The 26,092-nt window shown below is 65.7% G+C and carries 23 protein-coding genes and 3 pseudogenes; 20 read left to right on the forward strand and 6 right to left on the reverse strand.

Annotation, left to right across the window (positions count from 1 at the left end; genetic code table 11):
- Window position 1 precedes the first annotated feature (1 nt).
- The 3 genes from MJ643_RS01230 to MJ643_RS01240 all read right to left on the reverse strand — a co-directional run bounded on the left by MJ643_RS01230 (window position 2) and on the right by MJ643_RS01240 (window position 3,252).
- Complete coding sequence (locus MJ643_RS01230) at window positions 2–1,186, reverse strand: efflux RND transporter periplasmic adaptor subunit (protein WP_247726582.1); 1,185 nt, start codon at window positions 1,184–1,186, stop codon at window positions 2–4.
- A gap of 243 nt (window positions 1,187–1,429) precedes the next feature.
- Window positions 1,430–2,509 carry an ATP-binding protein gene (locus MJ643_RS01235; protein ID WP_146537808.1) on the reverse strand — a complete coding sequence of 360 codons (1,080 nt, stop codon included), beginning with the start codon at window positions 2,507–2,509 and terminating at the stop codon, window positions 1,430–1,432.
- On the reverse strand, window positions 2,506–3,252 hold the full coding sequence (locus MJ643_RS01240; RefSeq protein WP_222436205.1) for a response regulator: 747 nt from the start codon (window positions 3,250–3,252) through the stop codon (window positions 2,506–2,508). Before MJ643_RS01240 ends, MJ643_RS01235 begins: the two co-directional genes overlap by 4 nt.
- A gap of 252 nt (window positions 3,253–3,504) precedes the next feature.
- Here MJ643_RS01240 and MJ643_RS01245 point away from each other — a divergent pair, with 252 nt between their 5' ends.
- The 7 genes and pseudogenes from MJ643_RS01245 (at window position 3,505) to MJ643_RS01275 (ending at window position 12,677) form a co-directional block, all read left to right on the forward strand.
- Window positions 3,505–4,554, forward strand: a complete 1,050-nt coding sequence (locus tag MJ643_RS01245) for an efflux RND transporter periplasmic adaptor subunit (protein ID WP_247726583.1) — start codon at window positions 3,505–3,507, stop codon at window positions 4,552–4,554.
- Between the two features lie 16 nt (window positions 4,555–4,570).
- On the forward strand, window positions 4,571–7,711 hold the full coding sequence (locus MJ643_RS01250) for a multidrug efflux RND transporter permease subunit (RefSeq protein WP_247726584.1): 3,141 nt from the start codon (window positions 4,571–4,573) through the stop codon (window positions 7,709–7,711).
- 14 nt (window positions 7,712–7,725) lie between these two features.
- Window positions 7,726–9,158: pseudogene (locus MJ643_RS01255) on the forward strand (efflux transporter outer membrane subunit).
- 61 nt (window positions 9,159–9,219) lie between these two features.
- Window positions 9,220–10,461: an MFS transporter gene (locus tag MJ643_RS01260; protein WP_308718689.1), complete on the forward strand. Its 1,242-nt coding sequence runs from the start codon at window positions 9,220–9,222 to the stop codon at window positions 10,459–10,461.
- Window positions 10,462–10,507: 46 nt separating this feature from the next.
- Window positions 10,508–10,846 (forward strand): annotated as a pseudogene (locus MJ643_RS31435) (LysR family transcriptional regulator); the annotation flags it as partial.
- Between the two features lie 46 nt (window positions 10,847–10,892).
- Window positions 10,893–11,318 carry a MarR family transcriptional regulator gene (locus MJ643_RS01270; protein WP_042938796.1) on the forward strand — a complete coding sequence of 142 codons (426 nt, stop codon included), beginning with the start codon at window positions 10,893–10,895 and terminating at the stop codon, window positions 11,316–11,318.
- Between the two features lie 33 nt (window positions 11,319–11,351).
- Complete coding sequence (locus tag MJ643_RS01275; protein WP_042938794.1) at window positions 11,352–12,677, forward strand: MATE family efflux transporter; 1,326 nt, start codon at window positions 11,352–11,354, stop codon at window positions 12,675–12,677.
- A 24-nt stretch (window positions 12,678–12,701) separates the two neighbouring features.
- Here MJ643_RS01275 and MJ643_RS01280 read toward each other — a convergent pair whose 3' ends face one another.
- The 3 genes from MJ643_RS01280 to MJ643_RS01290 form a co-directional block, all read right to left on the reverse strand.
- Window positions 12,702–13,127 (reverse strand): hypothetical protein, encoded by a 426-nt coding sequence (locus MJ643_RS01280; RefSeq protein WP_042938792.1) that lies wholly within the window; start codon window positions 13,125–13,127, stop codon window positions 12,702–12,704.
- A 58-nt stretch (window positions 13,128–13,185) separates the two neighbouring features.
- Complete coding sequence (locus MJ643_RS01285) at window positions 13,186–13,623, reverse strand: HIT family protein (protein ID WP_042938790.1); 438 nt, start codon at window positions 13,621–13,623, stop codon at window positions 13,186–13,188.
- Between the two features lie 94 nt (window positions 13,624–13,717).
- A complete protein-coding gene (locus MJ643_RS01290) occupies window positions 13,718–14,092 on the reverse strand; it encodes an FAD:protein FMN transferase (protein WP_077255916.1) in 375 nt (124 codons plus the stop codon).
- Window positions 14,093–14,240: 148 nt separating this feature from the next.
- On the opposite strand from MJ643_RS01290, the gene MJ643_RS01295 reads away from it, so the two are divergent.
- From MJ643_RS01295 to trbL, 13 genes and pseudogenes are all read left to right on the forward strand, one after another.
- Entirely contained in the window at window positions 14,241–14,558 is a 318-nt protein-coding gene (locus tag MJ643_RS01295) for a multidrug efflux SMR transporter (RefSeq protein WP_146537815.1), read from the forward strand.
- Window positions 14,559–14,572: 14 nt separating this feature from the next.
- Window positions 14,573–15,862 (forward strand): ISL3 family transposase, encoded by a 1,290-nt coding sequence (locus MJ643_RS01300; RefSeq protein ID WP_023343400.1) that lies wholly within the window; start codon window positions 14,573–14,575, stop codon window positions 15,860–15,862.
- A gap of 59 nt (window positions 15,863–15,921) precedes the next feature.
- Window positions 15,922–16,521, forward strand: a pseudogene (locus MJ643_RS01305) (LysR family substrate-binding domain-containing protein); the annotation flags it as partial.
- On the forward strand, window positions 16,518–16,796 hold the full coding sequence (locus MJ643_RS01310) for an entry exclusion lipoprotein TrbK (protein WP_146537816.1): 279 nt from the start codon (window positions 16,518–16,520) through the stop codon (window positions 16,794–16,796). The pseudogene MJ643_RS01305 and the gene MJ643_RS01310, both read left to right, overlap by 4 nt.
- Window positions 16,797–17,031: 235 nt before the next feature.
- The gene (locus MJ643_RS01315) at window positions 17,032–19,035 is read left to right on the forward strand and encodes a conjugal transfer protein TraG (RefSeq protein ID WP_247726585.1); all 2,004 of its coding nucleotides are present in this window, start codon (window positions 17,032–17,034) and stop codon (window positions 19,033–19,035) included.
- A complete protein-coding gene (locus MJ643_RS01320) occupies window positions 19,032–19,496 on the forward strand; it encodes a CopG family transcriptional regulator (RefSeq protein ID WP_146537817.1) in 465 nt (154 codons plus the stop codon). Before MJ643_RS01315 ends, MJ643_RS01320 begins: the two co-directional genes overlap by 4 nt.
- Window positions 19,493–20,545, forward strand: coding sequence for a P-type conjugative transfer ATPase TrbB (gene trbB / locus MJ643_RS01325; RefSeq protein WP_146537818.1), 1,053 nt, complete (start codon window positions 19,493–19,495; stop codon window positions 20,543–20,545). Before MJ643_RS01320 ends, trbB begins: the two co-directional genes overlap by 4 nt.
- On the forward strand, window positions 20,542–20,934 hold the full coding sequence (locus tag MJ643_RS01330; protein ID WP_146537819.1) for a TrbC/VirB2 family protein: 393 nt from the start codon (window positions 20,542–20,544) through the stop codon (window positions 20,932–20,934). The genes trbB and MJ643_RS01330 overlap by 4 nt, the downstream gene beginning before the upstream one ends.
- A complete protein-coding gene (locus tag MJ643_RS01335; RefSeq protein WP_146537820.1) occupies window positions 20,931–21,203 on the forward strand; it encodes a VirB3 family type IV secretion system protein in 273 nt (90 codons plus the stop codon). Before MJ643_RS01330 ends, MJ643_RS01335 begins: the two co-directional genes overlap by 4 nt.
- A gap of 11 nt (window positions 21,204–21,214) precedes the next feature.
- On the forward strand, window positions 21,215–23,674 hold the full coding sequence (gene trbE, locus MJ643_RS01340; protein ID WP_146537821.1) for a conjugal transfer protein TrbE: 2,460 nt from the start codon (window positions 21,215–21,217) through the stop codon (window positions 23,672–23,674).
- On the forward strand, window positions 23,671–24,396 hold the full coding sequence (gene trbJ / locus MJ643_RS01345) for a P-type conjugative transfer protein TrbJ (protein WP_146537822.1): 726 nt from the start codon (window positions 23,671–23,673) through the stop codon (window positions 24,394–24,396). The genes trbE and trbJ overlap by 4 nt, the downstream gene beginning before the upstream one ends.
- A gap of 12 nt (window positions 24,397–24,408) precedes the next feature.
- Window positions 24,409–24,741, forward strand: coding sequence for a hypothetical protein (locus MJ643_RS01350; protein WP_146537823.1), 333 nt, complete (start codon window positions 24,409–24,411; stop codon window positions 24,739–24,741).
- Entirely contained in the window at window positions 24,738–26,084 is a 1,347-nt protein-coding gene (gene trbL, locus MJ643_RS01355) for a P-type conjugative transfer protein TrbL (protein WP_146537824.1), read from the forward strand. The genes MJ643_RS01350 and trbL overlap by 4 nt, the downstream gene beginning before the upstream one ends.
- The last annotated feature ends 8 nt before the right edge of the window (window positions 26,085–26,092 follow it).

The raw sequence follows: 26,092 nt of genomic DNA on the forward strand, positions 1-26,092 counted from the left end.
CTCAGTACCCCATGAGGCCGGAATCGGCCGCCACGGCGCCACGCTGCGCCTCGCCGATCACCACCTGCTCACCCGGTTCCAGCCCGGCCAGCACCTGCGCCTGGGCGTTGGTGCGCAGACCGATGCGCACCTGACGCTCGGACACCCGGCCGCGGCGGTCCATCACCTGCACGGCATGGCTGTCGTCCGCACCGCGCTCGCCCAGCGCGGCGGTCGGCACGAGCACCGCCTGTTTGGTGTCGGCGATCCGCACCGAGACCTGCGCGGTCATCGAAGGCCGCAGCCGGCCTTCGGGATTGGGCACGTCGAACAGCGCGTTGTAGTAGATCGCCCTGGCCGTGGCAGTCGTGCCTGCCGCCGCTGCGGCGCCGCCCGCGTCATTGACGATGGACTCGGGCGCGGGCTCGATCTGCTCGATTCGCGCATGGTGGCGCTGGCGGCTGTTCCCCAGCGTGGTGAACCACACCGCCTGGCCCGGCTGGATCTTGTCCACGTCGGCCTCGGCGATCTCGGCGCGCACGGTCATCACGTCCAGCCTGGCCAGCATGACGATGGTCGGTGTGGTCTGGAACGAGTTGAGGGTCTGGCCCTGTTTGGTGACCACGGCCACGATGACGCCGTCCATCGGCGCGACGATGCGGGTGTAGCCCAGGTTGATGCGGCCGGTCTCGACCTGGGTGCGCGCCTGTTCGATCTGCGCCTGCAACGAGCCAATCTCCGCCTGCGCCGTGTCCAGTGCCGCCCTGGCGGCCTCGTGGTCGGCGCGCGAAGTCGCATCGGCCGTCAGCAGTTCCTGCTGGCGCTGGAAGGTGAGCTGCGCCTGCACCAACGCCGCTCGCCGCGCGGCGAGTTGGGCTTGCAGCGCGTTCACCGACGCCTCGGCGTTGCGCAACGCGATCCGCTGCGGCTGGGCATCGACTTCGGCGATCAGATCGCCCGCCTTGACCTGCTGGCCCAGTTCCACGTGCAGCCGCTGGACCTGGCCGGACACCTGGGCGCCGATGGCGACCAGTTCCTTGGCGCGCAGGCGACCGACGGCCAGCACCGTCTGCTCCAGGTCTCCCACGGTGACGGGGGCCGTGGCGTACTCGACGGCCGACCTGGCATTGGCCTGCCACAGCGCGATGCCTGCGATCACGCAGGCACCGATCACGGCACTGACGGCCCATTTGCGATTCAACGTCATTCGTCCTCTCGTGGGGGCGCTGCGCCGTGGACGAAACACGCCGCGCACGGCAGTGCGCCCGATACTCGAAGCCGAAAGTCTGGCAGCGCCGGATGGCGAAGCATTGGCGCTTGCGTGGAGATTGGATGGAGGTGGTCGGGCGCCGCCAGCGTGTAACCGGGTGAACGATGCAGACAGCCGCGTGCGACGCACATGACGCCCTGGGTGCAGAACCTAACCAGTCAGGTTTGGCGATTCATGCGATCAGCCGATTTCGCCAGACTCGGCTGGCCATCGAATCTCGAACACCGAACCGCCGCGCGGCGACGGCCGGCAACTCGCCTGGCCGCCGTGGGCCTGGGCGATGGCGCGCACCACCGCCAGCCCCAGGCCGCTGCCGCCGCTCTCCCGCGAGCGCGAGTGTTCACCGCGCTGGAACGCATCGAACAGGCGTTCGGCAAGCTCCGGCGCGATGCCCGGCCCGCCGTCCTCGACGCGCAGCAGGCACTCGCCTTGCGCCAGACGTGATTCGATGCGAAGGATGCCGGGCTCGGCGTGGCGGCGGGCGTTTTCCAGCAGGGCCAGCAGCGCCTGGCGGATGCGCTGCGGATCGCAGGCCACGCGCCCGGCCTGTAGATCGACCTCTATGGTGAATCCCGCTTCCTGCAGCGCAGGCGCGAGCAGTTGCACCACTGCCTCGATTTCCGCCGACAGTTCCACTTCGTGCCAGTGCAGGTCCAAGTGGCCGCTGTCGGCCAAGCCGATCACGCGCAGGTCCTCGATCAATCGGCCCAGTCCTTCGACCTGGGTCAGCAGGCTGCGGAACTGCGTCGCATCGGGCACAAACACACCCTCGGCTAGGCCCTGCAGGCGTCCGCGCAGGATAGTGACAGGCGTGCGCAGCTCATGGGCGATGGCCGCGTTCCAGAACAGTTGTTCCTGGGCCATCCTCTGCAGCCGTTCGGCCATGGTGTTGAAGTCATCGACCAGCAGCGCGGCCTCGCCGAGCGAACGGTCCTCACTGACCGCGCGTGCGTCTAGCTCGCCCTGAGCAACACGCCGCAGGCTTTCGGCTACTGAGGTTAGCGGCAGCAGGATGCGGCGCGCCAGATTGACTGCGACCAGCACCGCTAGCGCGAGCGCGACGAAAGTGGTCAGCGCCATCCAGGCCCACTCAGGTGCGGTCGGTATCCAGTCGCCAGACTCCGGGATGCTCGCCGGTGCATAGGCGAACCCCAGCGCGTAGAACGCATACGAGCCAAGCAGGCTAAGCAGGATGACGACCAGCACCACGGCGCTCATCGACAGCACGATCTGTCGGCTCAACCCGCGCGGCAGCCTCATACCGCACTCCTGAACTTGTAGCCCACCCCGCGAACCCCGTGGGGCACGCCCTCGACCCCCAGGTTCTCCAGCTTCTTGCGCAGCTTGCTGATGTGACTATCGACCGTGCGCTCCAGCGTGTCGCCTTCGGGCAGGCAGGCGTGCAACAGCTCGTCACGCGTGAATACCCGCCGCGGTGCGCGCGCCAGGTACGCCAGCAGCTTGAACTCGGTCAGCGTCAATGCAAGGGCGTGCTGCCGCCTGCCGATGCGCACTGATGCTTCGTGGTGCTCCAGGTCGATCTCGAAGCCATCCACGCGCAGTACGCTGGGCATTTCATGCTCGTCATGCAACGCGCGCCGCAGCACGGCCTGCGTGCGTGCCACGACCTCGGCAGGATTAAACGGCTTGACCACGTAGTCGTCGGCGCCGATGCGCAAGCCCGTCAGCTTGTCGAGATCCTGGTCGAGGGCGGTCAGCATGATCACCGGCGTGCTGCCGCGGTGACGAATTTCGGACAGCACCTGCCAGCCATCCATGCGCGGCATCTGCACGTCCAGCAGCACCAGATCAGGCTTGTGCGTGCGATGCAGTTCCAGTGCCCGCCGGCCATCGGCGGCGTGCAGGGTCTTGAAGCCGCCGCGCGCGAGATAGGCGATCAGGATGTCCGCGATTTCGGGCTCGTCTTCGGCGATCAGGATCAGGCTCTGCCGCCCGTTCGAGCGCTCGGCTGGCGCGCCCAGCGCGTTGGCAAATTCGTTCATGGAGGTCACGTCGATCAAGTTTTCGATAATCTCCATATTACCTCCACACAAGCCCAACGCGAAGCCAACGCTCTGTCTTCACACTCCCTTATTTCCCGGTAGCACTCGGCTACCCCAACAGACGGCGAGGTTGTGGACATGAGGATCAAACCGATGCGGCGCGGCGGCTGGGCGCTCGTGCTGGCAGCACTGGTGCTGGCCGGATGCGACCGTGGCGCGCAGGAGGCCGCGCCGGTGCCGGCCCAGGTGTCGGTGCTCACGTTGACCGCCCGGCAGGTCACGCTCGAAGACGAACTGCCCGGCCGCGTGGCCCCGGTGCGCATGGCTGAGATCCGGCCGCAGGTCGGCGGCATCATCCAGCGAAGGCTGTTCGAGCAGGGCGCGGAAATCCGCGCCGGGCAGCCGCTGTTCCAGATCAACCCTGCGCCGTTCAAGGCCGATGCCGATATGGCCGCCGCCGCCTTGCAGCGCGCCGAAGCGGCGCTGGTACGCGCGCGTGTCCAGGCGGCGCGCCTGCAGCCGCTGGTCGAGGCCGACGCAGTGAGCCGTCAGGTCTATGACGATGCGGTGTCGCAGCGCGACCAAGCAGCGGCCGACGTGGCACAGGCCCGCGCCACCCTGGCGCGCCGCCAACTCGATCTGAAGTTCGCCTCTGTGGATGCACCGATCGACGGCCGCATCGACCAAGCCCTGATCACCGAAGGCGCGCTGGTCGGCCCCACCGACAGCACGCCGCTGGCGCGCATCCAGCAGATCGACCAGGTCTATGTGGACGTGCGCCAGCCCGCCGCGGCGCTGGAAGCACTGCGCGCGGCGCTGGCGCCGCGGCACGCGGCTGACAACGGCTCGGGCAGCGACAGCCTGCCAGCCAGCATCCTGCGCAGCAACGGCGAGCCCTACCCGCAGGCCGGTCGCATCCTGTTCTCGGGCATCAACGTCGATGCCGGCACCGGCGACGTGCTGTTGCGCATCCTGGTGGACAACCCCGACCGGTTACTGCTGCCGGGCATGTTCGTGCGCGCCCGGGTGCCGCGCGGCCAGCCAGCCGATGCGCTGCTGGTGCCGCAGCAGGCGGTGTCGCGGACAGGCGGCAAGGCTGGGGTGTGGGTCGTGGATGCACAGGACCACGCGCAGCGGGTGACGGTGGAACTGGGCGAACTGGTCGGACGCGACTACCTCGTCCGCAGTGGGCTGCAGGCAGGGCAGCGCGTCGTGGTCGAAGGCGGCGAACGCCTGACCGACGGTGCGCCCGTTGCACCCAGGGCCTGGCAGGCCGCTGGCGCACGCACGCCTGCGCGCTGAGAGGGGAGACATCACCATGCCGCAGTTCTTCATCCACCGGCCTGTGTTCGCCTGGGTCGTTGCCGCCTTCATCGTGCTGCTGGGTTTGATCGCCATCCCGCAACTGCCGGTCGCACGCTATCCGTCGGTGGCGCCCCCCACCGTCAGCATCTACGCGAGCTATCCGGGCGCCACGCCGCAGACACTCAACGATTCGGTGGTCGGGCTGATCGAGCGCGAGCTGTCCAGCGTCAAGAACCTGCTGTACTTCACGTCCTCGGCCGACACCTCGGGTTCGGCGCAGATCACCGCGACCTTCAAACCCGGCACCGATCCCGACATGGCGCAGGTCGATGTGCAGAACCGGCTCAAGGCGGTGGAGCCACGCTTGCCGCAGGTGGTCCGCCAGAGCGGGTTGTCGGTCGAATCCGCCACCTCCAGCTTCCTGATGATCGTCAGCCTGACCTCGGAGGACGATGGCTACGACGAGATTGCGCTGGGCGACTACCTGGCCCGTAACATCGTCGAGGAACTCCGGCGCATCGACGGCGTCGGCCGGGTGCAACTGTTTGGTGCCGAGCAGGCCATGCGCATCTGGGTCGATCCGGCCCAACTGGTCGCCTACGGCCTGTCGATCAACGACCTGTCCGACGCCGTCAGCCGGCAGAACGCGCAGATCGCGCCGGGCCGTGTGGGCGATGCACCGACCCTACCGGGCCAGCGGGTGACCATTCCACTGACCGTCCAAGGCCAGTTGTCCACGCCCGCGCAGTTCGCTGCCATGGTGCTGCGCGCCAACCCGGACGGCTCCAGGGTGCTGTTGGGTGACGTGGCGCGCGTCGAACTTGGCGCGCAGTCCTACGGCTTCTCCAACCGCGAGGATGGCCGTCCCGCCGCCGGCGCGGCGGTGCAGTTGTCGCCTGGCGCCAACGCGGTGCGCACGGCCGACGCGATCCAGACCCGGCTGGCCGAGCTGAGCACCTCCATGCCTGCCGGCATCCACTACACGACCCCGTTCAACACGGCGCCATTCGTGAAGATCTCCATCCATAAGGTGATCTACACCCTGCTCGAAGCCATGGTGCTGGTGTTCGCGGTGATGTACCTGTTCCTGCAGAACGTGCGCTACACGCTGATTCCGGCGATCGTCGCACCGATTGCCCTGCTGGGCACTTTCGCGGTGATGCTGGTCGCCGGATTCTCCATCAACGTGCTGACCATGTTCGGCATGGTGCTGGCGATCGGCATCATCGTCGATGACGCGATCGTCGTGGTCGAGAACGTCGAGCGCCTGATGAGAACCCGAGGTCTTGCGCCCAAGGAGGCGACGATCAAGGCGATGAAGGAGATCACCGGCGCGGTGATCGGCATCACCCTGGTACTGACCGCCGTGTTCATTCCGATGGCGTTCTTCGGCGGCTCGGTGGGCGTGATCTACCGGCAGTTCACGCTGTCGATGGCGGTCTCCATCCTGTTCTCGGCCCTGCTGGCGCTGAGCCTGACCCCGGCGCTGTGCGCGACCCTGCTGAAACCGGTGGCCCCCGAGCACCACAGCCGCGGTTTCTTCGGCTGGTTCAACCGGCGTTTCGACCGCATGACCGAGGGCTACACATCGCGGGTGGCCAGGCTGGTCAGACGCGGTGGACGCGTGATGCTGGTCTATGCGGCGCTAGTCGCGGTGCTGGTGCTGGGGTTCCGGCTGCTGCCCACGGCCTTCCTCCCGCAGGAGGACCAGGGTTACTTCATGGCGTCATTCCAGTTGCCTGCCGATGCGACCGCCGAGCGCACGCTGGAAGCGGTGACGGCCTACGAACAGCATGTCGCCACGCGCCCCAGCATTGCAGGCAACCAAACCACCCTGGGTTTCGGCTTCTCCGGCTCCGGCCCCAATGTGGCGATGGCCTTCACCATGCTCAAGGACTGGGGCGAGCGCGACGGCGCCACGGCGGCCGATGAAGTGGCGCGCGCGCAGCAGGCGATGGCCGGGATCGCCGAGGGCGACGTCATGGTGCTGCTGCCACCGTCAATCGAGGAACTCAGCACCTCGTCGGGATTCTCCCTGCAGTTGCAGGACCGCGCCAACCAGGGCCTGGCCGCGCTGACGGCGGCCGAGGCCCAGTTGCTCGATCTGGCCGCCAACAGCCGCCTGGTCGCCAATGTCTATCGCGACGGCCTGCCTGTCGGGCCTAGCGTGCGCCTGGACATCGACCGCCAGAAGGCTGAGGCGCTAGGCGTTTCGTTCGTGGCTGTCAGCGATCTGCTGTCCGCCGCGATGGGCTCGCTGTATGTCAACGACTTTCCCAATGCCGGACGCATGCAGCAGGTCATCATCCAGGCCGATGCGCCAGCGCGGATGCAGATCGACGACGTGCTCCGGCTGTACGTGCGCAACACCGCCGGCGGCATGGTGCCGCTGAGCGAGGTGGTCACGCCGGTGTGGACGGAAACGCCGCTGCAACTGGTGCGCTACCTGGGCTATCCGTCGGCGCGCCTGTCCGGCACGCCCGCGCCAGGCGTCTCCAGCGGCGCAGCGATGGCGGAGATGGAACGGCTGGCCGCGCAGTTGCCCCCCGGCTTTGCCGTGGCCTGGACCGGCGAGTCGCTGCAGGAGCGGCAATCGGCCGCGCAGGCGCCGCTGCTGATGGCGCTGTCGGTGCAGGTGGTGTTCTTGGTGCTGGCCGCGCTCTACGAGAGCTGGTCGATCCCGCTGTCGGTGATGCTTGTGGTGCCGCTGGGCCTGCTCGGCGCGGTGGCCGCGGTGTGGCTGCGTGACATGCCCAACGACGTGTTCTTCAAGGTCGGCATGATCACGGTGATGGGCCTGTCGGCCAAGAACGCAATCCTGATCGTCGAGTTCGCCAAGCAACTGCGCGAACAGGGCAAGGGATTGCGGCAAGCGGCAGTGGAGGCCGCGCGCCTGCGCCTGCGACCGATCCTGATGACCTCGCTGGCTTTCGGCCTGGGCGTGTTGCCGCTGATGCTGGCCGTGGGCGCCAGTGCCGAGACCCAGAACGCCATCGGTACCGGCGTGTTCGGCGGCATGGTCAGCGCGACCGTGCTGGCGGTGTTCTTCGTGCCGGTGTTCTTCGTCGTCGTGATGGGAATGCAGGGGCGCTTCGGTCGCAGGCGCCAGCCGCGACGCGACGCGCGTGACAACCGCAACGTGGTGGAGGAATGACCATGCGCATCCTGATGTTGCCGCTGGTGCTGGCATTGTCGGCCTGCTCGCTGACGCCACCGCTGGTCAAGCCGCAAGCGCCCGTGCCCGCCGTGTTTCCCGATGCAGCGGCGCCAGAGGCCGCTGCCGGCCATGCTGCCGACCTCGGCTGGCGCACCATGTTCGGCGATCCCCGCCTGCAACATCTGATCGCGCTGGCGCTGGAGCACAACCGCGACCTGCGCCTGGCCGCGCTCAACGTCGAGGCGGTGCAGGCCCAGTTCCGCATCCAGCGCGCCGCGCGCCTGCCCGGCGTGGGTGTCGAAGCCGGCGCCACGCGCGAGCGCACGGTGGCCACCACAGTCGGCGGTACGGCCAGTCCTTCCGGCGTGCAGGAACAACTCAGCGTCGGCCTGGGCCTGAGCGCCTTCGAGATCGACCTGTTCGGCCGCGTGCGCGCCCTGTCCGACGCCGCGTTCGCTCGCTACCTTGCCAGCGAACAGGGCCGCCGCGCCACGCAGATCGCGCTGGTCGGTGCGGTCGCCGATGCCTACTTCGCCGAGCGGCTGGCGCAGGAACAGCGGCAACTGGCCGAACACACGCTGGCCGACTGGCGCCAGTCCCTGACACTGGCGCGCCTGCTGCGGCAGGCCGACCAGAGCAGCGGGCTGGACGTGGCCCAGGCCGAAGGCCAAGTCGCCACCGCCGAGGCCGACCTGGAAGCCCGCCAACGCGCCCAGGCCCGCGCCCGCAATGCTCTCGCGCTGCTGGTAGGAACCGCACTGCCCACCGAACTGCCCGCGCCGCTGGCGCTGGACGCCCAGCCACTGCTGACCCGGCTGCCCGCGGGGCTGCCCTCCGACCTGCTGGCACGACGGCCCGACATCCTGCAGGCCGAGCAGGCGCTGGTGGCGGCCAACGCCGACATCGGTGCGGCGCGCGCGGCCTTCTTCCCGCGTCTGTCGCTGACCGCTTCGCTGGGTTACGCCAGCCCGTCGCTGGGCGGCCTGTTCGACGCCGATCAGGGCACCTGGCGCTTCGCGCCGCAGATCACCCAGCCGCTGTTTCAGGGCGGACGCCTGCGCGCCGAACTGCGCCTGGCCAAGTGCGCAAGTCCACCGCCATCGCCGAGTACGAACGCGCCATCCAGACCGCCTTCCGCGAGGTCGCCGACGGCCTGGCCGGCTGTGCCACCTTCGGTCGCCAGGGCGACGCGCAGCAGCGGGCGGTAGCGAGCGCCGAGCGTCGCGCGGAACTGTCGAGCCTGCGCTACCGGGCCGGCCTGGAAGGACGCCTAGAACTGCTCGACGCACAGCGCCAGCTCTATGCCGCCCGGCAGACCCTGCTGGATCTGCGCCGCGACGAAATCGGCAACGTAGTGGCGCTGTACAAGGCGCTGGGCGGCGGCCTGGCTGAGGCCTCACCGGTCGCCGCAGGTGCGGCGCCGACCGCGCCGTACCTAGACTAGAGGATTCCCCATGCAGATCCCCGGCAGTCCCGATCCGGCCACGCCTGTCGCTGAGGCGCAGATGCTGGAACAGGCCGTCCACGATCCCGGCCCGCGCTGGCGCTTGCGCTTCTGGATGATCTTCAGTGGCCAGGCCCTGTCGCTGGTCGGCTCGGCGCTGACGCAGTTCGTACTGCTGTGGTGGATCGCCGACACCACCGGCAGCGTTGCCGCCTTGGCGACGGCGGGCATGGCCGCGATGCTGCCCCAGGCCCTGTTGAGTCCGCTGGGTGGCACCTTCGCCGACCGCTACAACAGGCGCCTGCTGATGATCGCTGCCGATGTGATCAGCGCGCTGTGCATGGCGGTGCTGATCGTGCTGTTCCTGACCGAACGCATCGAACTGTGGCACGCCTACGTGATGATGTTCATCCGCAGCGCCATGCAGGCTTTCCAGACGCCGGCCGCGACGGCGAGCATGGCGATGCTGGTGCCACGCGATTTCCTGCCGCGCGCGGCGGGCCTGAATCAGTCGATGCAGAGCTTCACCGTGGTCGCTGCCGCGCCGCTGGGCGCACTCGCCATCAGTGTGATGCCGATGGGCTGGGCGCTGGGCATCGACGTGGGCACCGCGCTGCTGGGCATCGTGCCGTTGTTGGTGTTCCGCATTCCGCAACTGCGCGCGGCCGGCGCGCGCGGCATCGGCGGCATCTGGACCGAGTTCCGCGAGGGCCTGACGCTGGTCTGGGGCCATCCTGGGCTGCGCAGGCTGTATGGACTGCTGGGCGCGGTGGTGCTGGTGATCATGCCGTCCTTTGCGCTGCTGCCGTTGCTGATCAAAGAGCATTTCAACGGTGGCGCGCCGCAGGTGGCACTGATGGAGGGGCTGGCGGGCATCGGCATGGTGCTCGGCGGCATGGTGGTCGCCGCGCTCGCACCACGCCGCCAGGTGCCCTGGGTGCTGTGGGGATTTGCCGCCTCCTGCCTCGCCCTGGCGCTGACCGGCCTGGTGCCGGGCCGGTTGTTCGGCGTGGCCGTGGCCTGGTGGGTGCTCAGCGGCTTCACCTTCATCCTCGGCAACGCGCCCCTGACCGCGCTGCTGCAGGCCACCATTCCCAACCAGTTGCAGGGGCGTGCGCTGTCGCTGCTGGCGATGGTCATGGGTTTGGCCGCCCCGGTGGGTCTGGCATTGGCGACACCGTTGGGTGAATGGATCGGCATTCGTTGGCTATTCGTGCTGATGGGTGTGGCGGGCACATTGGTGAGTCTGGCCGGCTTCCTGTCGCCCCCTCTACGGAAACTCGACTTGGAGCAACGCTCGTGATGAGGAAACCGTGTTCAAGTCGTCATGCGAGAGGGCTGCACCGATAATGGAACTACGACACCTCCGATATTTCCTGGCCGTGGCGGAAGAACTCCACTTCGCCCGCGCAGCGGAAAAGCTGCACATCGAGCAATCGCCATTGTCGCGGGCGATTAAAGAACTGGAAGAAGAACTGGGGGTGGCGCTGCTTGTTCGTACCACGCGCAGCACGCGGCTAACCCATGCGGGAACCTTGTTCCTTGCGCATGTACGCCGCGTACTCGCTGCCTTGGAACAAGCGCGCGACAGCGTGAAAGCTGCGGCCAATGGTTTCCACGGACAACTACGCGTAGCTTTGTCGGATGACATAACGCCATCGCGCTTACCGACCTTGCTGGCGTTGTGTTCGCCAGGAAGAACGGGTAGCCTAACAAAATACAAAAGAGCACAGCATGACCCTCACCGACAGCCTGAAACGCCTGCAATGGCACATGTGGCACCACTGGCGGCAGTACGCCCAGCACAGCGGCAGCATGGAGTTGAGCAACAGTGAACTGGATTACCTCTACGCCCTGATCTCCGCCGAACACGGCCTGCGCCTGACCGAACTGGCTGAGCGCATGAATGTCAGCAAAGCCAGCGCCAGTGCCATGGCCAGCAAGCTGGAAGCACGCGGCTATTTGCAGCGCCTGCCCTGCACGGAAGACGGCCGCGCCATGCGTTTGCTGGCCACGGCCAAATCCAACGCACTGGAACAAGAAGAACGTGATGTCTACGTGCACACCGCCGCCAGCCTGGCCGAACACCTCAGCCCGGAAGAAATGCAGCAACTCAGCCACCTGCTGGCAAAAGCCTGCCAAAGCCTCGAAACCGATTGATACCACTGCACACCGCTTACCCGTGACCCTCTTATGAACAGCCACAGCCTCACCCGTACCTTCTGGCACTACACCATTCCGGCCGTCGCCGCCCTGATGATCAGCGGCCTGTACATGGTCGTAGATCTCATTTTTATTGGTCACGCCATGGGCGCAACCGGCCTGTCCGCCATCAACATGGCCTGGCCGCTGTCCGGCGTCATGCTCGCCATCGGCATGATGGTCGGCATGGGCAGTGGTGCGCAGTGCTCACTGGCGCAGGGCGCAGCCCAGTGGCCACAAGCGCGCAGCTACCTGGCACAGGCACTCTGGCTGCTGGTGATACTGGGCATCCCCACTGGCGCGATGATTGTTCTGATAGGCCCAGCGTTTATGGCCATGCAAGGCGCACAAGGCGAACTGGCAACGCTGGGCAATGACTACCTGCAGGTAATCGGCTGGGCCGCGCCACTGGTATTTTGCTCTATCGCCCTGCCCCTGTTGGTGCGCAACCTCGGCGCACCGCGACTGGCCACCCTAGCCATGCTGGTGGGTGCACTGACCAACGTCGCACTGGATTACCTGTTCATCATGGTCTGGCAATGGGGCCTGCATGGCGCGGCGCTGGCCACGGTGATGGGCGAAAGCCTGTCGGTGCTGATCTGCCTAGGCTACATCTTCAGCCGGCACAACCCGCTAAGCCTGCAACCAGCGGCCTGCCGCTTCAACCTGCGCCACAGCCTTGAGTCACTGACCACCGGTTTTTCCAGCATGTTGATGTACCTCTACATGAGCCTGGTGATGGTGTTGCACAACCTGCTGTTTATGCACTACGGCAGCCCGCTGCAGGTGGCCGCCTATGCCATCGCCGGCTACCTGATGGCGTTTTATTACATGTTTGCCGAAGGCGTCTGCGGCGGCATGCAGCCCTTGGTCAGCTACTTCTACGGAGCCCGCGAGCCGGACAAAGTGCGCCGCGTGCTGCGCCTGGGCCTGCTCACGGCAGTCGGCAGTGGCCTGCTGATGACGGCGGCCCTGCTGCTGTTGCCCAAAGCCTTTGCCAGCATATTCAACGGCAGCGATGAGGCCCTGCTCGACGCCAGCGCCACGGGTATTCGCCTGCACCTGTTCGCCATGTTTCTGGATGGTTTTATCGTCCTGGCCGCCAGCTTCTTCCAAGCCATGGGCCAGGCCCGTTACGCCACGCTGGTGACGGCGGGCAACATGCTGATCCAACTGCCCTTCCTGGCCATCCTGCCGCTGATATGGGGCCTCAACGGCGTCTGGCTGGCGCTACCACTGTCCAACGTCTGCCTAAGTGTGGTGGTGATCTGGATGCTCTGGCGTCAGTTGCAGCAATTGAAACGCCTGGCGCACTGAGGCACGCCAGGCGCGGGCACTGCCTCACGGCGTCAACGGCACAATATCAAAGCCCTTGCGGTTGTCGCTGAGGATGCGGAACTGCTGCTGCGTGCCCGGCGTAACCTTCACAGCCAGTTCGCGGCGCAGGCGGCCTTTGCCGCACAAGGTGTCATCCATTTCATCGATGCCGATGCCGAGCACCCGCGTGCCGGCCGGTACTTGAAACTGCGCCTGCTCGCCGACGCCAATCCGCGCGGCCACTTGTCGATCGACCAGAATGGCCACGTAACACCCGCCGCCCATGCCGCCGAAATCACGGTTGACGGTCAACTGGCCGCCTTGCGTCAGCGGTGCCTGATAGCCCAGCAAACGTTCAGCCGGTACAGGTTTGATGTACTCAGCCTCGGGCTGCCACGAAGAACAGCCCGCCAACAGCACCACCGGTAAAACCGCCGCAATCAATCGCATAATCGCCCTCCATGGGCACCGAACAAGGGGGTACAGAGCCGTTTTGGTCCGTCCGGGGTCACGCGGCCAGACGTGCAACGATACGGGCCTGCAGTGCGGCCAGCGCTTCGGGCTCTGCCTTGCCACCGGCATGCACGGCCAGCGCCTCGCCTTCAAAACGCGGGACGATGTGCATGTGCAGATGAAACACCGTTTGCCCGGCCGGCGCGCCATTGAACTGCGCCACTTGTACGCCAGCAGGCTGCAGCTCAGCCACCAGCGCTTTGGTCAGCATCTGCACAACGGTGATGACCTTGGTCAGGCTGTCGGCATCCACTTCCAGCAGGTTACGGGCCGCCGCGCGCTTGGGGATGACCAGCGTATGCCCGAACGACTGTGGAAATACATCGAGAAAGGCCAGCACATCGTCATCTTCATAGACCTTGTAGCAAGGTGCTTCACCGCGGATGATCTTGGCAAAGATGTTTTGGTTGTCGTAGTCGCCGTGCAGGCTCATCGGGGTTCTCCGTTGCGCGAGGGATGAAAGGGCTTAACCATACCGACTTCTGCGCAACAGGCAAAACCCACGCAGTTCCAACCCGTCTGGTGCCTTAGAACCCGACCATCACCTCACGCAACTCCTCGCCTTCGCGGACAACAAAAATCGCACTGAGGCCTCTCGCTGTGGCCACCTGCGTACCGCGCTCCACGCCCAACACCATCAGTGCGGTCGCCCACGCATCGGCGTACATGCAACTGGCGCAAAGTACCGATACCGAAGCCAGATCAGAGGCAAGAGGTGCCCCCAGATAGGGGTCCATCGTGTGGGAGAACACGCTGCCATCACGCTCGCGCCAATGGCGATAGTCGCCCGATGTCGCCATCGCCGTTTTACTCAGCGCCAGTGAGCCCAGCACCTCACGGCGACCCTTAATGGGTTTTTCCGGGTAACCGGAATATCTGGTTGATATCTCCTTTGCTGGCAGCCTGTAATTCCCACTTTCTCACCGGAGAATATGGTTGATCAGCCTCCCTTCGCGGGTTAGTATCAGTCCATCTATAGGAGGACGACCTCCCCCACCTTGGGAAGTAATGACCAGGACGACCTGGCCCCGTTATATTTCGGAGGGGTCAATGCCTTGGGTATATCTTCTCGGTGCCGGTGTCCTTGAGATTGTGTGGGCTTACACAATGAAGCAATCTCATGGCTTCAGTCGGCTCTTACCATCGATCATCACGATTTCTACAATGGTGGCCAGCTTCTGGCTGTTAGCAGTCGCCATGCGAACTATTCCACTCGGAACTGCCTACACAATCTGGACGGGAATAGGAGCTGTAGGCGCTTTTCTTGTCGGAATCGCATTTTTGGCTGAACCGGTTAATGCAGCGAGAATCATTGCTGCGATCCTCATTGTTTCAGGGTTGGTGTTAATGAAACTATCCAGCGCCTGACATCGAGGTTATTAATGATGGGTCTCGTTACTGGCCTTATTAACCTCTCAAATTATGAGGTCAGGGACTCCAAGTCGACAGACGACGAAATGCACTTCCAGGTGGACGCACCCGATCCCATCGCGTGCGAGAAATGTGGCGTGCAGGGTGAAATCGTGCGGTTCGGCAAGCGTGATGTTCCTTATCGTGATTTGCCCATCCACGGCAAGCGGGTCACCCTCTGGGTGGTTCGTCGCCGGTACACCTGCCGGGCCTGCAAGACCTCCTTCAGGCCCCAGCTACCGGAGATGGTGGACGGCTTCCGCATGACGCGGCGGCTGCATGAGTACGTGGAGAAAGAATCCTTCAACCACCCCTACACCTTCGTGGCGGCGCAGACTGGCCTGGACGAGAAGACGGTACGCGACATCTTCAGCGCTCGCGCCGAGTTCCTGGGGCGCTGGCACCGATTCGAGACGCCTCGCATTCTGGGTATAGACGAGCTGTACCTGAACAAGCGCTACCGCTGCATTCTGACCAACATCGAGGAGAGAACCCTGCTCGACCTGCTGACCACCCGCCGGCAGGACTTGGTGACCAACTACCTGATGAAGCTGAAAGACCGGCAGAAGGTCGAGATCGTCAGCATGGACATGTGGAACCCCTACCGTACGGCGGTCAAGACGGTGCTACCACAGGCCCGTATCGTGGTCGATAAATTCCATGTGGTGCGCATGGCCAATGATGCCTTGGAGAAGGTGCGCAAGGGCCTAAGAAAGGAGCTGAAACCCTCCCAGAGCCGAACCCTCAAGGGAGACCGGAAAATCCTGCTGAAACGCGCTCACGAAGTCTCAGACCGAGAGCGGCTGATCATGGAGACCTGGACAGGCGCATTCCCGCAACTGCTGGCCGCCTACGAGCACAAGGAGCACTTCTACGGCATCTGGGATGCCATCACGCGCTCCCAGGCAGAAGCCGCCCTGGACGAGTGGATAGCCACCGTCCCGAAAGGCCAGAAGGAAATCTGGAGCGATCTGGTCAGAGCGGTGGGCAACTGGCGCGAAGAGATCATGACCTACTTCGAGACGGATATGCCCGTCACCAATGCTTACACGGAATCCATCAACCGACTGGCCAAGGACAAGAACCGTGAAGGGCGTGGTTACTCCTTCGAGGTGATGCGGGCACGAATGCTCTACACCACGAAGCACAAGAAGAAGGCCTCAACTGCGAAGGTCTCTCCATTCTACAAGAAAACCATCTGTTACGGACTGTCGGATTTCGCAGAGGAACTCAATTACGGGGTCGATCTATCAACCATCTGAGGGTGGTATAAGGTTGGTGGGGTGAAGGAGCCCCATCAACCATTAAATCCGGATACCCGGAAGAACCAGAGGTCGAAATCCGCTTCTTCGAGGTACCGCTATCGCAGCAGATCAAAGGGCTGCATGATGATCTGTACGACGTAGGGTTTGCCCAATCCGACGAGGTTGGAGATGGCATCGTCACCTTACCTGCTTGGAGCGACGCGCTCATGGTGGCAGTTCCCGATCGGCATCCGCTGCTCGCCCACAAGCGCATCCCTCTGGACGAATTGCTGCGTTACCCACTGGTCTTGTGCGACCCGCAAGTGTGTGAAGGCCACGCCAAGCATGTTGAACGAGTGCTGCGTCGTGCCGACATGGAGCCGCTGATCGCAGAACGAGTTGCTACGTGCGATCTGATGATGGCGCTGGTATCGGCCGGCTTCGCGCTTGGACTGGCGGGTGCTGCACACATTGCCACCAGCCGTGAACCAGGGGTGGTGGCACGACCGCTGGCGTCGCGCGTGCCGCCGCTGACGACCTACTTGCTTCGTCTGGACGGCAATCCGTCCGACGAACTGGCACGGTTCATTGAGCGCGTACAGACCATCGAATTGCTGGAAATTCCTAGGCCCATTCGTGGCCGCAGATCTGACCCGCCGGAAGAATTGATGCCATGAAATCGATCATCCCGTTCCTGCTTGCAGCCGCGTTGTGTGCCTGCGGCCAATCCGAAACATCTCAGAAACCTGCTGATTCCGCAGCAAACATCCCAACGATGGAAGAACTGGCGGCCAACCCCGAACGACTCAAAGAGTTGCGCCAGCAATGCAAGACCGACCGCCCCACGCTGGGCGACGTGCTGTGCAACCGCGTGGCCGAGGCCACGCGAAAGCGGTTCTATGGCGACGGTAAAACTCCCTACACGCCGCCGAAAGAGACGCCGAAGTTCTGATTTTTGGCGGCTCGCCGCATCGCCTAGATTTTCTGTTCAACACGCTGCAACGCACTTGCGTTTGCGATGCTTTACCTTGATTCGATACAGCACTAATTCTTTCTTTTTGCTCGACCTTTCTGCTTAAAACAGTCTTTGACCGGCACTGACCCGGCACCGATCCTGACGCCTGCGGCACGTCCTTGTGCCGTTTCTTCCATGAGGAATCAGCGCAGGAGAAATCGGAGGCCAGGTCATGCAAGGGACGAACGTGCTGTTCGGTCAGATCGCCGTGGTATTCGGCATCGTGATCGCCGGCGTGTGGGGCGCCACACAATGGACAGCAGCGGCCCTTGGCTACCAACTACGCCTTGGCTCGCCCTGGTTCGACTTCCTTGGCACGTCGATCTACCACCCGTGGAAGCTGTTTGAGTGGTGGTTCTTCTTCGGCGCCTATGCACCGGAGGTGTTCGACACCGGCGGCGCCATTGCCGGCGCCAGCGGCATGGTCGCCGTGGTCGTCGCCATCGCCATGTCGGTCTGGCGCTCGCGCCAAGCGCGCCTGGTCACGACCTACGGCTCTGCGCGCTGGGCGAGCGCTCAGGACATTCGCAGGGCTGGCCTCACGCAGCCTGCCGGCGTGTTCCTGGGCCAGCACGATCGCCAGTACCTGCGCCATGAGGGCCCGGAACATGTCCTGACCTTCGCGCCCACGCGCTCGGGCAAGGGCGTGGGCCTTGTAGTGCCGACGTTGCTGTCTTGGCCGGCGTCGGCCGTCATCCACGACATCAAGGGCGAGAACTGGCAGATCACCGCAGGCTGGCGCTCGCGCTTCTCGCATTGCCTGCTGTTCAACCCCACGGATGCGAAGTCGGCGGCCTACAACCCGCTGCTGGAGGTTCGGCGCGGCGCGCATGAAGTGCGCGACGTGCAGAACATCGCGGACATTCTGGTCGATCCCGAAGGCGCGCTGGAGAAGCGCAACCATTGGGAAAAGACCTCGCACGCGCTGCTGGTCGGCGCCATTCTGCATGTGCTCTACGCGGGCGAGGACAAGACGCTGCGCGGCGTCGCCAACTTCCTGTCCGACCCGGCCAGCCCCTTCGAGCTGACCTTGCACCGGATGATGACCACGCCCCACCTGGGCGATGGCCCGCATCCTGTCGTTGCTTCGGCGGCGCGCGAAGTGCTCAACAAGTCGGACAACGAGCGTTCCGGTGTGTTGAGCACCGCCATGTCGTTCCTCGGCCTGTACCGCGACCCCACGGTGGCCGAAGTCACCTCGAGCTGCGACTGGCGCATCGCCGACCTGATTGCGTCAGAGCATCCGGTGTCGCTGTACCTGGTGGTGCCGCCTTCGGACATATCGCGCACGAAGCCGCTGATCCGCCTGATCCTCAACCAGATCGGACGGCGCCTCACCGAATCGCTCGATGGCTCCGACGGCATCGAGCGCCGCCACAAGCTGCTGCTGATGCTCGACGAGTTTCCGGCGCTGGGGCGCCTGGACTTCTTCGAGACGGCCTTGGCCTTCATGGCCGGCTACGGCATCCGCAGCTTCCTCATTGCGCAGTCGCTCAACCAGATCGACAAAGCCTACGGCCAGAACCATTCGATTCTGGACAACTGCCATGTGCGCGTGACGTTTGCGACGAACGACGAACGCACGGCCAAGCGTATTTCCGAGACTCTGGGCACCGCGACCGAGCTGCGCGCGCAGCGCAACTATGCCGGCCACAGGCTCGCGCCGTGGCTGGGGCACCTCATGGTGTCGCGTCAGGAGACGGCTCGCCCGCTGCTGACGCCGGGCGAGGTGATGCAGCTTCCGCCTGACGAAGCCGTGGTGATGGTGTCCAGCGTGGCGCCGATCAAGGCGAAGAAGCTGCGCTACTACGCGGACAGCAATTTCAAGCGCCGCGTGTTGCCACCGCCTGCACTGGCGGACGGGCAGTACGCAGATGCGCCGCCATCGCGGCCTGACGACTGGAGCGGCCTGGCAATTCCCGCCGTGCCCGTCACGCCTGCGGCCGATACCGCCGAGGGCTTCGCTGCCTCTGCCGACGACGGAGGCCCGCGCCGTCAGCCCGAACTCTCCGAAGCCGTTGCCTATGCCCCCGAGCTGGCCGCGCCTGCGGCCGACCTCGCGCTGCTCGATGACGACGACGACCTGCCGCTTCCCCTTCCTCGCCAGCTTGACCCAGCCATGCAGCGCACGGCGCGGCTGGCTTCTCTCGACCCCAACGACGGAATCGAGCTATGAGCCACTACCGCCTCAACCTGTTCATCCAGCCGGAGCACGCCAAGCGCCTGGGCGAGCTGGCCGCCAAGAAAGGCGTGTCCAAGTCGTCCATCGTCGCCGCTGCCTTGGCGTCCTGGCTGTCGCCGGACGCAGCAGACCAGCGCGAGGCGGCCATCGCCAAGCGGCTGGATCGCCTGTCGCGTCAGACCGAGCGCCTGGAGCGCGACCAGAACATCCAGATCGAGACGCTGGCGCTGTTCATTCGCTACTACCTGACCGTCAGCACGCCTGTTCCCGAGGCGCACCAAGACGCCGCTCGCGCCCAGGGCAAAGCGCGCTTCGAGCAGTTCGTTGAGCAGTTGGGCCGCCACCTGCTGCGCGGGCGCAGCCTGGTGCGCGACGTGGTGGAAGAACTGCACCCCGATCCGATGCGGATGGAGGACGCGGCGGCAGCCGCGCAAGCGCAGGAGCGTGCGTCATGAGCGCCGCTCCGCAGTCCATGAGCGCCACGTCGCTCGACCGCCGCATCCAGATGCTGCGCACTGCGATGGGGCCGCTGATCGCCACCGCGCTCGAAGACCCGGACGTGGTGGAGGTGATGCTCAACCCCGACCGCACCCTTTGGGTGGACCGCCTTTCGTCGGGCCGCGCACCGATGGGTGTGGAGATGCCCGAGGCCGATGGCGAGCGGATCATCCGCCTTGTCGCAGCCCATGTGGGCGCGGAAGTCCATCGCGGCCAACCGCTGCTGTCGGCCGAGCTGCCCGAAACTGGCGAACGCTTCGAGGGCATTTTGCCGCCGGCTGCACCGGGGCCGGCCTTCGCGCTGCGCAAGCGGGCCATCGGCGTGATCCCGCTGGAGCGGTACGTCCTCGACGGGATGATGACCAGCGCCCAGGCGGGCTTTCTCGTTCGCGCGGTGCGCGAGCGGCAGAACGTATTGATCGCCGGCGCCACCAGCAGCGGCAAGACCACGCTCGCCAATGCCTTGCTCGCGGAGATCGCCGCCACCGGCGACCGCGTGCTGGTGCTCGAAGACACGGTGGAGCTGCAATGCGCGGCCCGCGACCACGTACCGCTGCGCACGCGCGCAGGCGTGGTGTCCATGACGGAGCTGGTGCGTTCGTCCATGCGCCTGCGCCCGGATCGTGTCGTCGTCGGCGAGGTGCGCGGCGCCGAGGCGCTGGATCTCATCAAGGTGTGGGGCACGGGCCACCCCGGCGGCATCGCCACGATCCATGCCGGCTCCGCGCTCGGCGCGCTGCTGCGCCTGGAGCAACTGATTCTCGAAGTGGCGGTGAATCCGCCCCGTGCGCTGATCGCCGAGGCGGTCAACGTGGTGATCCACATCGCCGGGCGCGGGCGCAAGCGCCGCATCGAGAGCATCGCCCGCGTCGTCGGCTTCGACGGCGTGGGCTACCAACTGGCGGACGCGATGGACGCGCCGTTTCCCGAGCTGCCGCCCGTTTCCGATGCCGCACCCGCTGCGGCGACTTCCCCATCCCCTGACTCACTTGGAGAACTGCCATGACGCAGACGACCGTTCCTGCTTTCCGTGTTTCCGTAAATCCGCCTTCGCACCCGTCCAACCTGGCGCGGTTGCGCAGCCTGGCCCGCCCTGCGGAGCAAGGGCTGCTGCTGGCCGCGCTGCTGCTGTTTTTGGCCGGAACCGCGCAGGCCGCCGGTTCCTCGATGCCGTGGGAAGGCCCGCTGCAATCCATCCTCGAATCCATCCAGGGGCCGGTGGCGCGCATCGTCGCGGTCATCATCATCATCGCCACCGGCCTCGCGCTCGCGTTCGGCGACACGTCGGGCGGCTTTCGCAAGCTGATCCAGATCGTGTTCGGCTTGAGCATCGCCTTCGCTGCGTCCTCGTTCTTCCTGTCGTTCTTTTCGTTCTCTGGCGGGGCTGTCGTATGAGCGGCCCGGACAGCTTCGCGGCCGGGTTCGAGGTGCCGCTGCATCGCTCGCTCACCGAGCCGATCCTGCTGGGCGGCGCACCGCGCACCGTGGCGATTGCCAACGGCACGCTGGCCGCCGCCGTCGGGCTGGGCCTGCAACTGTGGATTCCTGGCGTCGTGCTCTGGATAGTCGGTCATTCGCTGGCGGTCTGGGGTGCGCGCGTCGATCCGCAATTCATGTCCGTGTTCGCCCGGCACATCAAGCACCGCCCGCTGCTGGACGTGTAGGGGATGCCTAAATGCTGAACCTTGCCGAATATCGCCAGCGCCCGGCCTTGCTCGCCGACTGGCTGCCGTGGGCCGGGTTGGTCGCGTCGGGCGTCGTCTTGAACAAGGACGGCAGTTTCCAGCGCACGACCCGGTTTCGCGGGCCTGACCTCGACAGCGCGACGCAAGGCGAGCTGATCGCCACGTCGGCGCGCTTGAACAACGCGCTGCGCCGCCTGGGTTCGGGCTGGGCGCTGTTCATCGAGGCCGAGCGCCGACCCGCTGCCGACTATCCGCACTCGGAGTTTCCCGAGCCGCTGTCGTGGCTGGTGGACGAGGAACGCCGCGCGACCTTCGAGGACTTGGGCAACCACTTCGAGAGCGGCTATCACCTGACGCTGGTGTACCTACCGCCCGAGGAATCGCGCGCCCGCGCGGCGGGAATGCTGTACGAGAACCGGCCCACCGAAGGCGTGGACTGGCGCGAGCGGTTGCAAGCGTTCGTCGCGGAGACGGACCGCGTCTTCGATCTGCTTGATGGCGTGATGCCGGAAATCGCCTGGCTCGATGACAGCCAGACGCTGACCTACCTGCACGCCACCATCTCGACGCGACGCTACCGCGTCGGCGTGCCCGAAGTGCCGTTCCACATCGACGCGCTGCTGACCGATTCCGCACTGGTCGGTGGCCTGGCGCCCATGCTGGGCGACCAGCACCTGCGCGTGGTGTCTGTGCGGGGCTTCCCGACTTCGACCTGGCCGGGGATTCTGGACGACCTCAACCGCCTGGGCTTTGCGTATCGCTGGAGCACGCGCTTTCTCTGCCTCGACAAAGCCGAGGCGGAACGGGAGTTGGGACGCCTGCGCCGCCAGTGGTTCGCCAAACGCAAGAACGTCATCGCGCTGCTGCGCGAAACGATCTTCCAGCAGGAAAGCCCGCTGGTGGACACCGACGCCAACAACAAGGCGGCCGACGCCGACGCCGCCTTGCAGGAGTTGGGCAGCGACCAAGTTGCCTTCGGCTACCTGACGGCGACCGTCACCGTCATGGACGCAGACGCCGCCGTGGCGGACGAGAAACTGCGCATGGTGGAGCGTGTCATCCAGGGACGCGGCTTCGTCACCATCCCCGAAACGCTCAACGCCGTGGATGCGTGGCTGTCCTCGATCCCCGGCAACTCCTACGCGAACGTGCGCCAGCCCATCGTCTCGACGCTGAACCTGGCTCACATGATGCCGGTGTCGGCGGTGTGGGCCGGGCCAGAGAAGAACGCGCACCTCGACGGGCCGCCGGCCATCGTCACCCGCACCGATGGCGCTACGCCGTTCCGGCTGGTCACGCATATCGGCGACGTGGGGCACATGGCCGTGGTCGGCCCGACCGGCATGGGCAAGTCCGCATTTCTGGCCGTGCTGGCGATGCAGTTTCGTCGCTATCTGCGCTCACGCATCTTCGCCTTCGACATGGGGCGCTCGATGCGCGCCACGATCCTGGGCTTGGGTGGTGAGCACTACGACCTGGGCGTCGATGGCGGTATCGCGTTTCAGCCGCTCGCGCGCATCGACCGCGATGGCTACCGCACCTGGGCGGCGGAATGGATCGAGGGCCGTCTGCTGCACGAAGGCGTGACGATTGGCCCCGACGAGAAGGCGGCCATCTGGTCGGCGATCGGCAGCCTTGCCGGTGCTCCAGTGGAGCAGCGCACGATGACTGGGCTTTCCGTGCTGCTGCAATCGAACGCGCTACGCCAGGCGCTCGCGCCCTACGTGCTCGGTGGCGCCCACGGCAAGTTGCTGGATGCCGATCACGACCGGCTGGGCACGGCAGACGTGCAGTGCTTCGAGATGGAAGAACTGATGGGCAGCCCCGCCGCCGTGCGGTCGGTGCTGGGCTATCTGTTTGCGCGCTTCGATGAGCGGTTCGACGGCGCACCGACCTTGCTGATCCTCGATGAGTCCTGGCTGTTCCTGGACGACCCGATGTTCGCCGCGCGCATCCGCCAGTGGCTCAAGACGCTGCGCAAGAAGAACGTCAGCGTCATCTTCGCCACGCAGAGCCTTGCGGACATTCAGAACTCCAGCATTGCGTCCGCGATCATCGAGAGCTGCGCCATCCGCATCTTCCTGCCGAACCCGCAGGCGACAGAGCCGCAGATTCGCACGATCTATCAGGGCTTCGGCCTCAACAGCCGGCAGATCGAGATCGTCGCCACCGCGCAGCCCAAGCGCGACTACTACTACCAATCCCGTCTCGGCAATCGCCTGTTCGACCTCGACCTGGGGCCGGCGACGCTGGCCTTCGCCGGCGCTTCCACACCGCAAGACCAGCGCGACATGGATCGCATGCTGCTGGATGCCGGCGTACCCGGCTTCGCGGGCGCCTGGCTGCGCCATCGCGGCCTCGATTGGGCGGCCGACCTGCTGCCCTCGTTCCCCGGCCTTGCGCCGGGTTCCCTCCGTACCACCGACCACCCACAGGAGAGCCTGTCATGAAGAAGCGCCTAATCGCCGCCGCTGTCGCGGCCATGCTTTGCACCGCCACCGCCCATGCGCAATGGGTCGTGGTCGATCCCACGAACCTCGTGCAGAACACGCTGACCGCGATCCGCACGCTGGAGCAGATCAACAACCAGATCCAGCAGCTCCAGAACGAAGCGCAGATGCTGATGAACCAGGCGCGCAACCTCGCCAGTCTGCCGTCCAGTGTGGTGAACCAGTTGCGCGCCAATCTGGCGACGACCGAGCGGCTGATCGCCCAGGCCAGGGGCTTGGCCTACGACGTGACGAATCTGGATCGGGAGTTCGCGCGTCTGTATCCCGAGCAGTACGCCGCCACGATCAGCGGCGACCAGATGTACCGCGACGCGCAGGAGCGTTGGCGGAACACGCTCAACGGCTTGCAGACCACGATGCAAATGCAGGCCCAGGTGTCGCAGAACTTGGGCGAAGACGAAAGCGTGCTGGCCGACCTCGTTGGCAAGAGCCAGTCGGCCGAAGGCGCGCTGCAAGCGATGCAGGCCATGAACCAACTGCTGGCCTTGCAGGCCAAGCAGTCGATTCAGTCGCAGCGGCTCCAGATCACGCAAGACCGGGCGACTGCGCTGGAGCTGGCGCGGCAGGCGGCGGCTACGGAACGCGCCCGCGAGGTGCGGCGGCGTTTCCTGGGTGACGGCACGCCGTACACGCCGCAGCCCGTGAACTTCTACGGCAACTGACGGGAGGCCGCCATGCGATGCGTCCTCGCCCCGTCTGTTGTGATGCTTGCCGCGCTGCTGGCCGCTTGCAGCGAGCAGCCGGCCGACAACCTTGCCGATGCCTTGGCCGCCGATCCCGTGCGGCTCAAGGCATTGCGCGCGCAATGCGCAGCCGATCGGCACGCCACGGGCGAGGACGCCTGCCGCGCCGCTGCCGAAGCCTTCCGGCGGCGCTTCTTCTCCGGCCAAGCCGGGCCGGATGAATACCAAACGCTGGCCGACCTGCCGCCGATCCCACCGAGCTTCGATGAACCGGCCGATGGCGAGGCGCCGGCATCGCCCACCGAATCAGAGGACACGCCATGAATGACGTGACCATCATCGACCAGTTCCTCAACACCTTCGCCGCCTACATCGACTCGGGCTTCGGGCTGTTGCAGGGCGAAGTGGCCTTCCTCACCGCCACGCTGATCGTCATCGACATGACCATCGCCGGGCTGTATTGGGCGATGAGCCACGCCACCGGCCAGGGCGAGGACGTGATCGCCAAGCTGCTGCGCAAGGTGCTCTACGTCGGTGCCTTCGCTTACATCATCGGCAACTTCAACTGGTTGGCCGGCATCGTGTTCCGCTCGTTCGCGGGGCTGGGCATCACCGCCACCGGCTCGGCCATCACGATGGAGAACTTCTTGCAGCCTGGCCGGCTCGCCAAGACCGGCATCGACGCCGGGGCGCCGATTCTGGAGCAGGTCGGCGAGATGGCCGGTTTCCCCGAGGTGTTCGTCAATCTCGATGCCATCGCGGTGATGTTTCTCGCGTGGCTGGTCGTGGTCTTGTGCTTCTTCGTATTGGCGATCCAGCTTTTCATCACGCTGATCGAATTCAAGCTGACCACACTCGCCGGGTTCGTGCTGGTGCCGTTCGCGCTCTGGAACAAGACCGCGTTCCTCGCCGAAAAAGTGCTGGGCAACGTCGTGTCCGCCGGCATCAAAGTGCTGGTGCTGGCCGTCATCGTCGGTATCGGCTCGGGTCTGTTCGCGCAGTTCCAAGTCCATCCCGCCGAGCCATCCATCGACCATGCGCTGGTCATCATGCTGGCCTCGCTTACCTTGCTGGCGCTCGGCATCTTCGGCCCCGGCATCGCTACGGGCCTGGTGTCCGGCGCGCCGCAGCTCGGCGCGGGCGCAATGGCCGGTGCTGCTATCGGCGCAGCCGGCACGGCCGTTGCCGTCGGCGCTGCCGCGACGGGCGTAGGTGGCGCCGTCATGGCCGGCGCACGCATGGCGCCTGCTGCTGCCTCGACGGCCAGCAGCGCGAAATCGGCGTTCCAGTCCGGTTCCGCCGCCGCAGGCGGTGGCGCGAAGGGTGCGATGGCTGGCCTGGGCAACGTCGCCAAGACCGGCGCGCAGTCAGCAGGGCGCGCGGCTGCCTCCCGTGCTTCCTCTGCCGGGCAGCGCATGGCTGCTCCGTTCCGCGCTGGTTGGAACGGCCAGGCGGCCGATGCAGGCGCGGCCGGGGGAGCCGGAGCATCCAGCCAGGCCGCCGCAGGCGAGGCCGCTGGCGCAGCCAATGCACAACCCGCTTGGGCCGAGCGACTGCATCGCCGCCAGCAACTCACCCATGCCGCGACCACCACCGCCCACGCGCTGCGCGGTGGCGATGGTGGCGGCTCCGGGCAAGGCCCGAGCCTGCGCGATTCCGATTCATAAGGAGAACC

The sequence above is a fragment of the Pseudomonas sp. PNPG3 genome (assembly GCF_023093815.1).
GTDB classification, from domain to species: domain Bacteria; phylum Pseudomonadota; class Gammaproteobacteria; order Pseudomonadales; family Pseudomonadaceae; genus Aquipseudomonas; species Aquipseudomonas asiatica.

Coding starts and splice junctions, on each gene's coding strand:
- MJ643_RS01275 (WP_042938794.1), top strand. CDS start 11,352: ATGAACAGCCACAGCCTCACCCGTACCTTCTGGCACTACACCATTCCG.
- MJ643_RS01330 (WP_146537819.1), top strand. CDS start 20,542: ATGACGCAGACGACCGTTCCTGCTTTCCGTGTTTCCGTAAATCCGCCT.
- MJ643_RS01260 (WP_308718689.1), top strand. CDS start 9,220: ATGCTGGAACAGGCCGTCCACGATCCCGGCCCGCGCTGGCGCTTGCGC.
- MJ643_RS01280 (WP_042938792.1), bottom strand. CDS start 13,127: ATGCGATTGATTGCGGCGGTTTTACCGGTGGTGCTGTTGGCGGGCTGT.
- MJ643_RS01285 (WP_042938790.1), bottom strand. CDS start 13,623: ATGAGCCTGCACGGCGACTACGACAACCAAAACATCTTTGCCAAGATC.
- MJ643_RS01310 (WP_146537816.1), top strand. CDS start 16,518: ATGAAATCGATCATCCCGTTCCTGCTTGCAGCCGCGTTGTGTGCCTGC.
- trbB (WP_146537818.1), top strand. CDS start 19,493: ATGAGCGCCGCTCCGCAGTCCATGAGCGCCACGTCGCTCGACCGCCGC.
- MJ643_RS01230 (WP_247726582.1), bottom strand. CDS start 1,186: ATGACGTTGAATCGCAAATGGGCCGTCAGTGCCGTGATCGGTGCCTGC.
- MJ643_RS01240 (WP_222436205.1), bottom strand. CDS start 3,252: ATGAACGAATTTGCCAACGCGCTGGGCGCGCCAGCCGAGCGCTCGAAC.
- MJ643_RS01235 (WP_146537808.1), bottom strand. CDS start 2,509: ATGAGGCTGCCGCGCGGGTTGAGCCGACAGATCGTGCTGTCGATGAGC.
- MJ643_RS01295 (WP_146537815.1), top strand. CDS start 14,241: ATGCCTTGGGTATATCTTCTCGGTGCCGGTGTCCTTGAGATTGTGTGG.
- MJ643_RS01250 (WP_247726584.1), top strand. CDS start 4,571: ATGCCGCAGTTCTTCATCCACCGGCCTGTGTTCGCCTGGGTCGTTGCC.
- MJ643_RS01300 (WP_023343400.1), top strand. CDS start 14,573: ATGATGGGTCTCGTTACTGGCCTTATTAACCTCTCAAATTATGAGGTC.
- MJ643_RS01320 (WP_146537817.1), top strand. CDS start 19,032: ATGAGCCACTACCGCCTCAACCTGTTCATCCAGCCGGAGCACGCCAAG.
- trbL (WP_146537824.1), top strand. CDS start 24,738: ATGAATGACGTGACCATCATCGACCAGTTCCTCAACACCTTCGCCGCC.
- trbJ (WP_146537822.1), top strand. CDS start 23,671: ATGAAGAAGCGCCTAATCGCCGCCGCTGTCGCGGCCATGCTTTGCACC.
- MJ643_RS01315 (WP_247726585.1), top strand. CDS start 17,032: ATGCAAGGGACGAACGTGCTGTTCGGTCAGATCGCCGTGGTATTCGGC.
- MJ643_RS01270 (WP_042938796.1), top strand. CDS start 10,893: ATGACCCTCACCGACAGCCTGAAACGCCTGCAATGGCACATGTGGCAC.
- MJ643_RS01335 (WP_146537820.1), top strand. CDS start 20,931: ATGAGCGGCCCGGACAGCTTCGCGGCCGGGTTCGAGGTGCCGCTGCAT.
- trbE (WP_146537821.1), top strand. CDS start 21,215: ATGCTGAACCTTGCCGAATATCGCCAGCGCCCGGCCTTGCTCGCCGAC.
- MJ643_RS01350 (WP_146537823.1), top strand. CDS start 24,409: ATGCGATGCGTCCTCGCCCCGTCTGTTGTGATGCTTGCCGCGCTGCTG.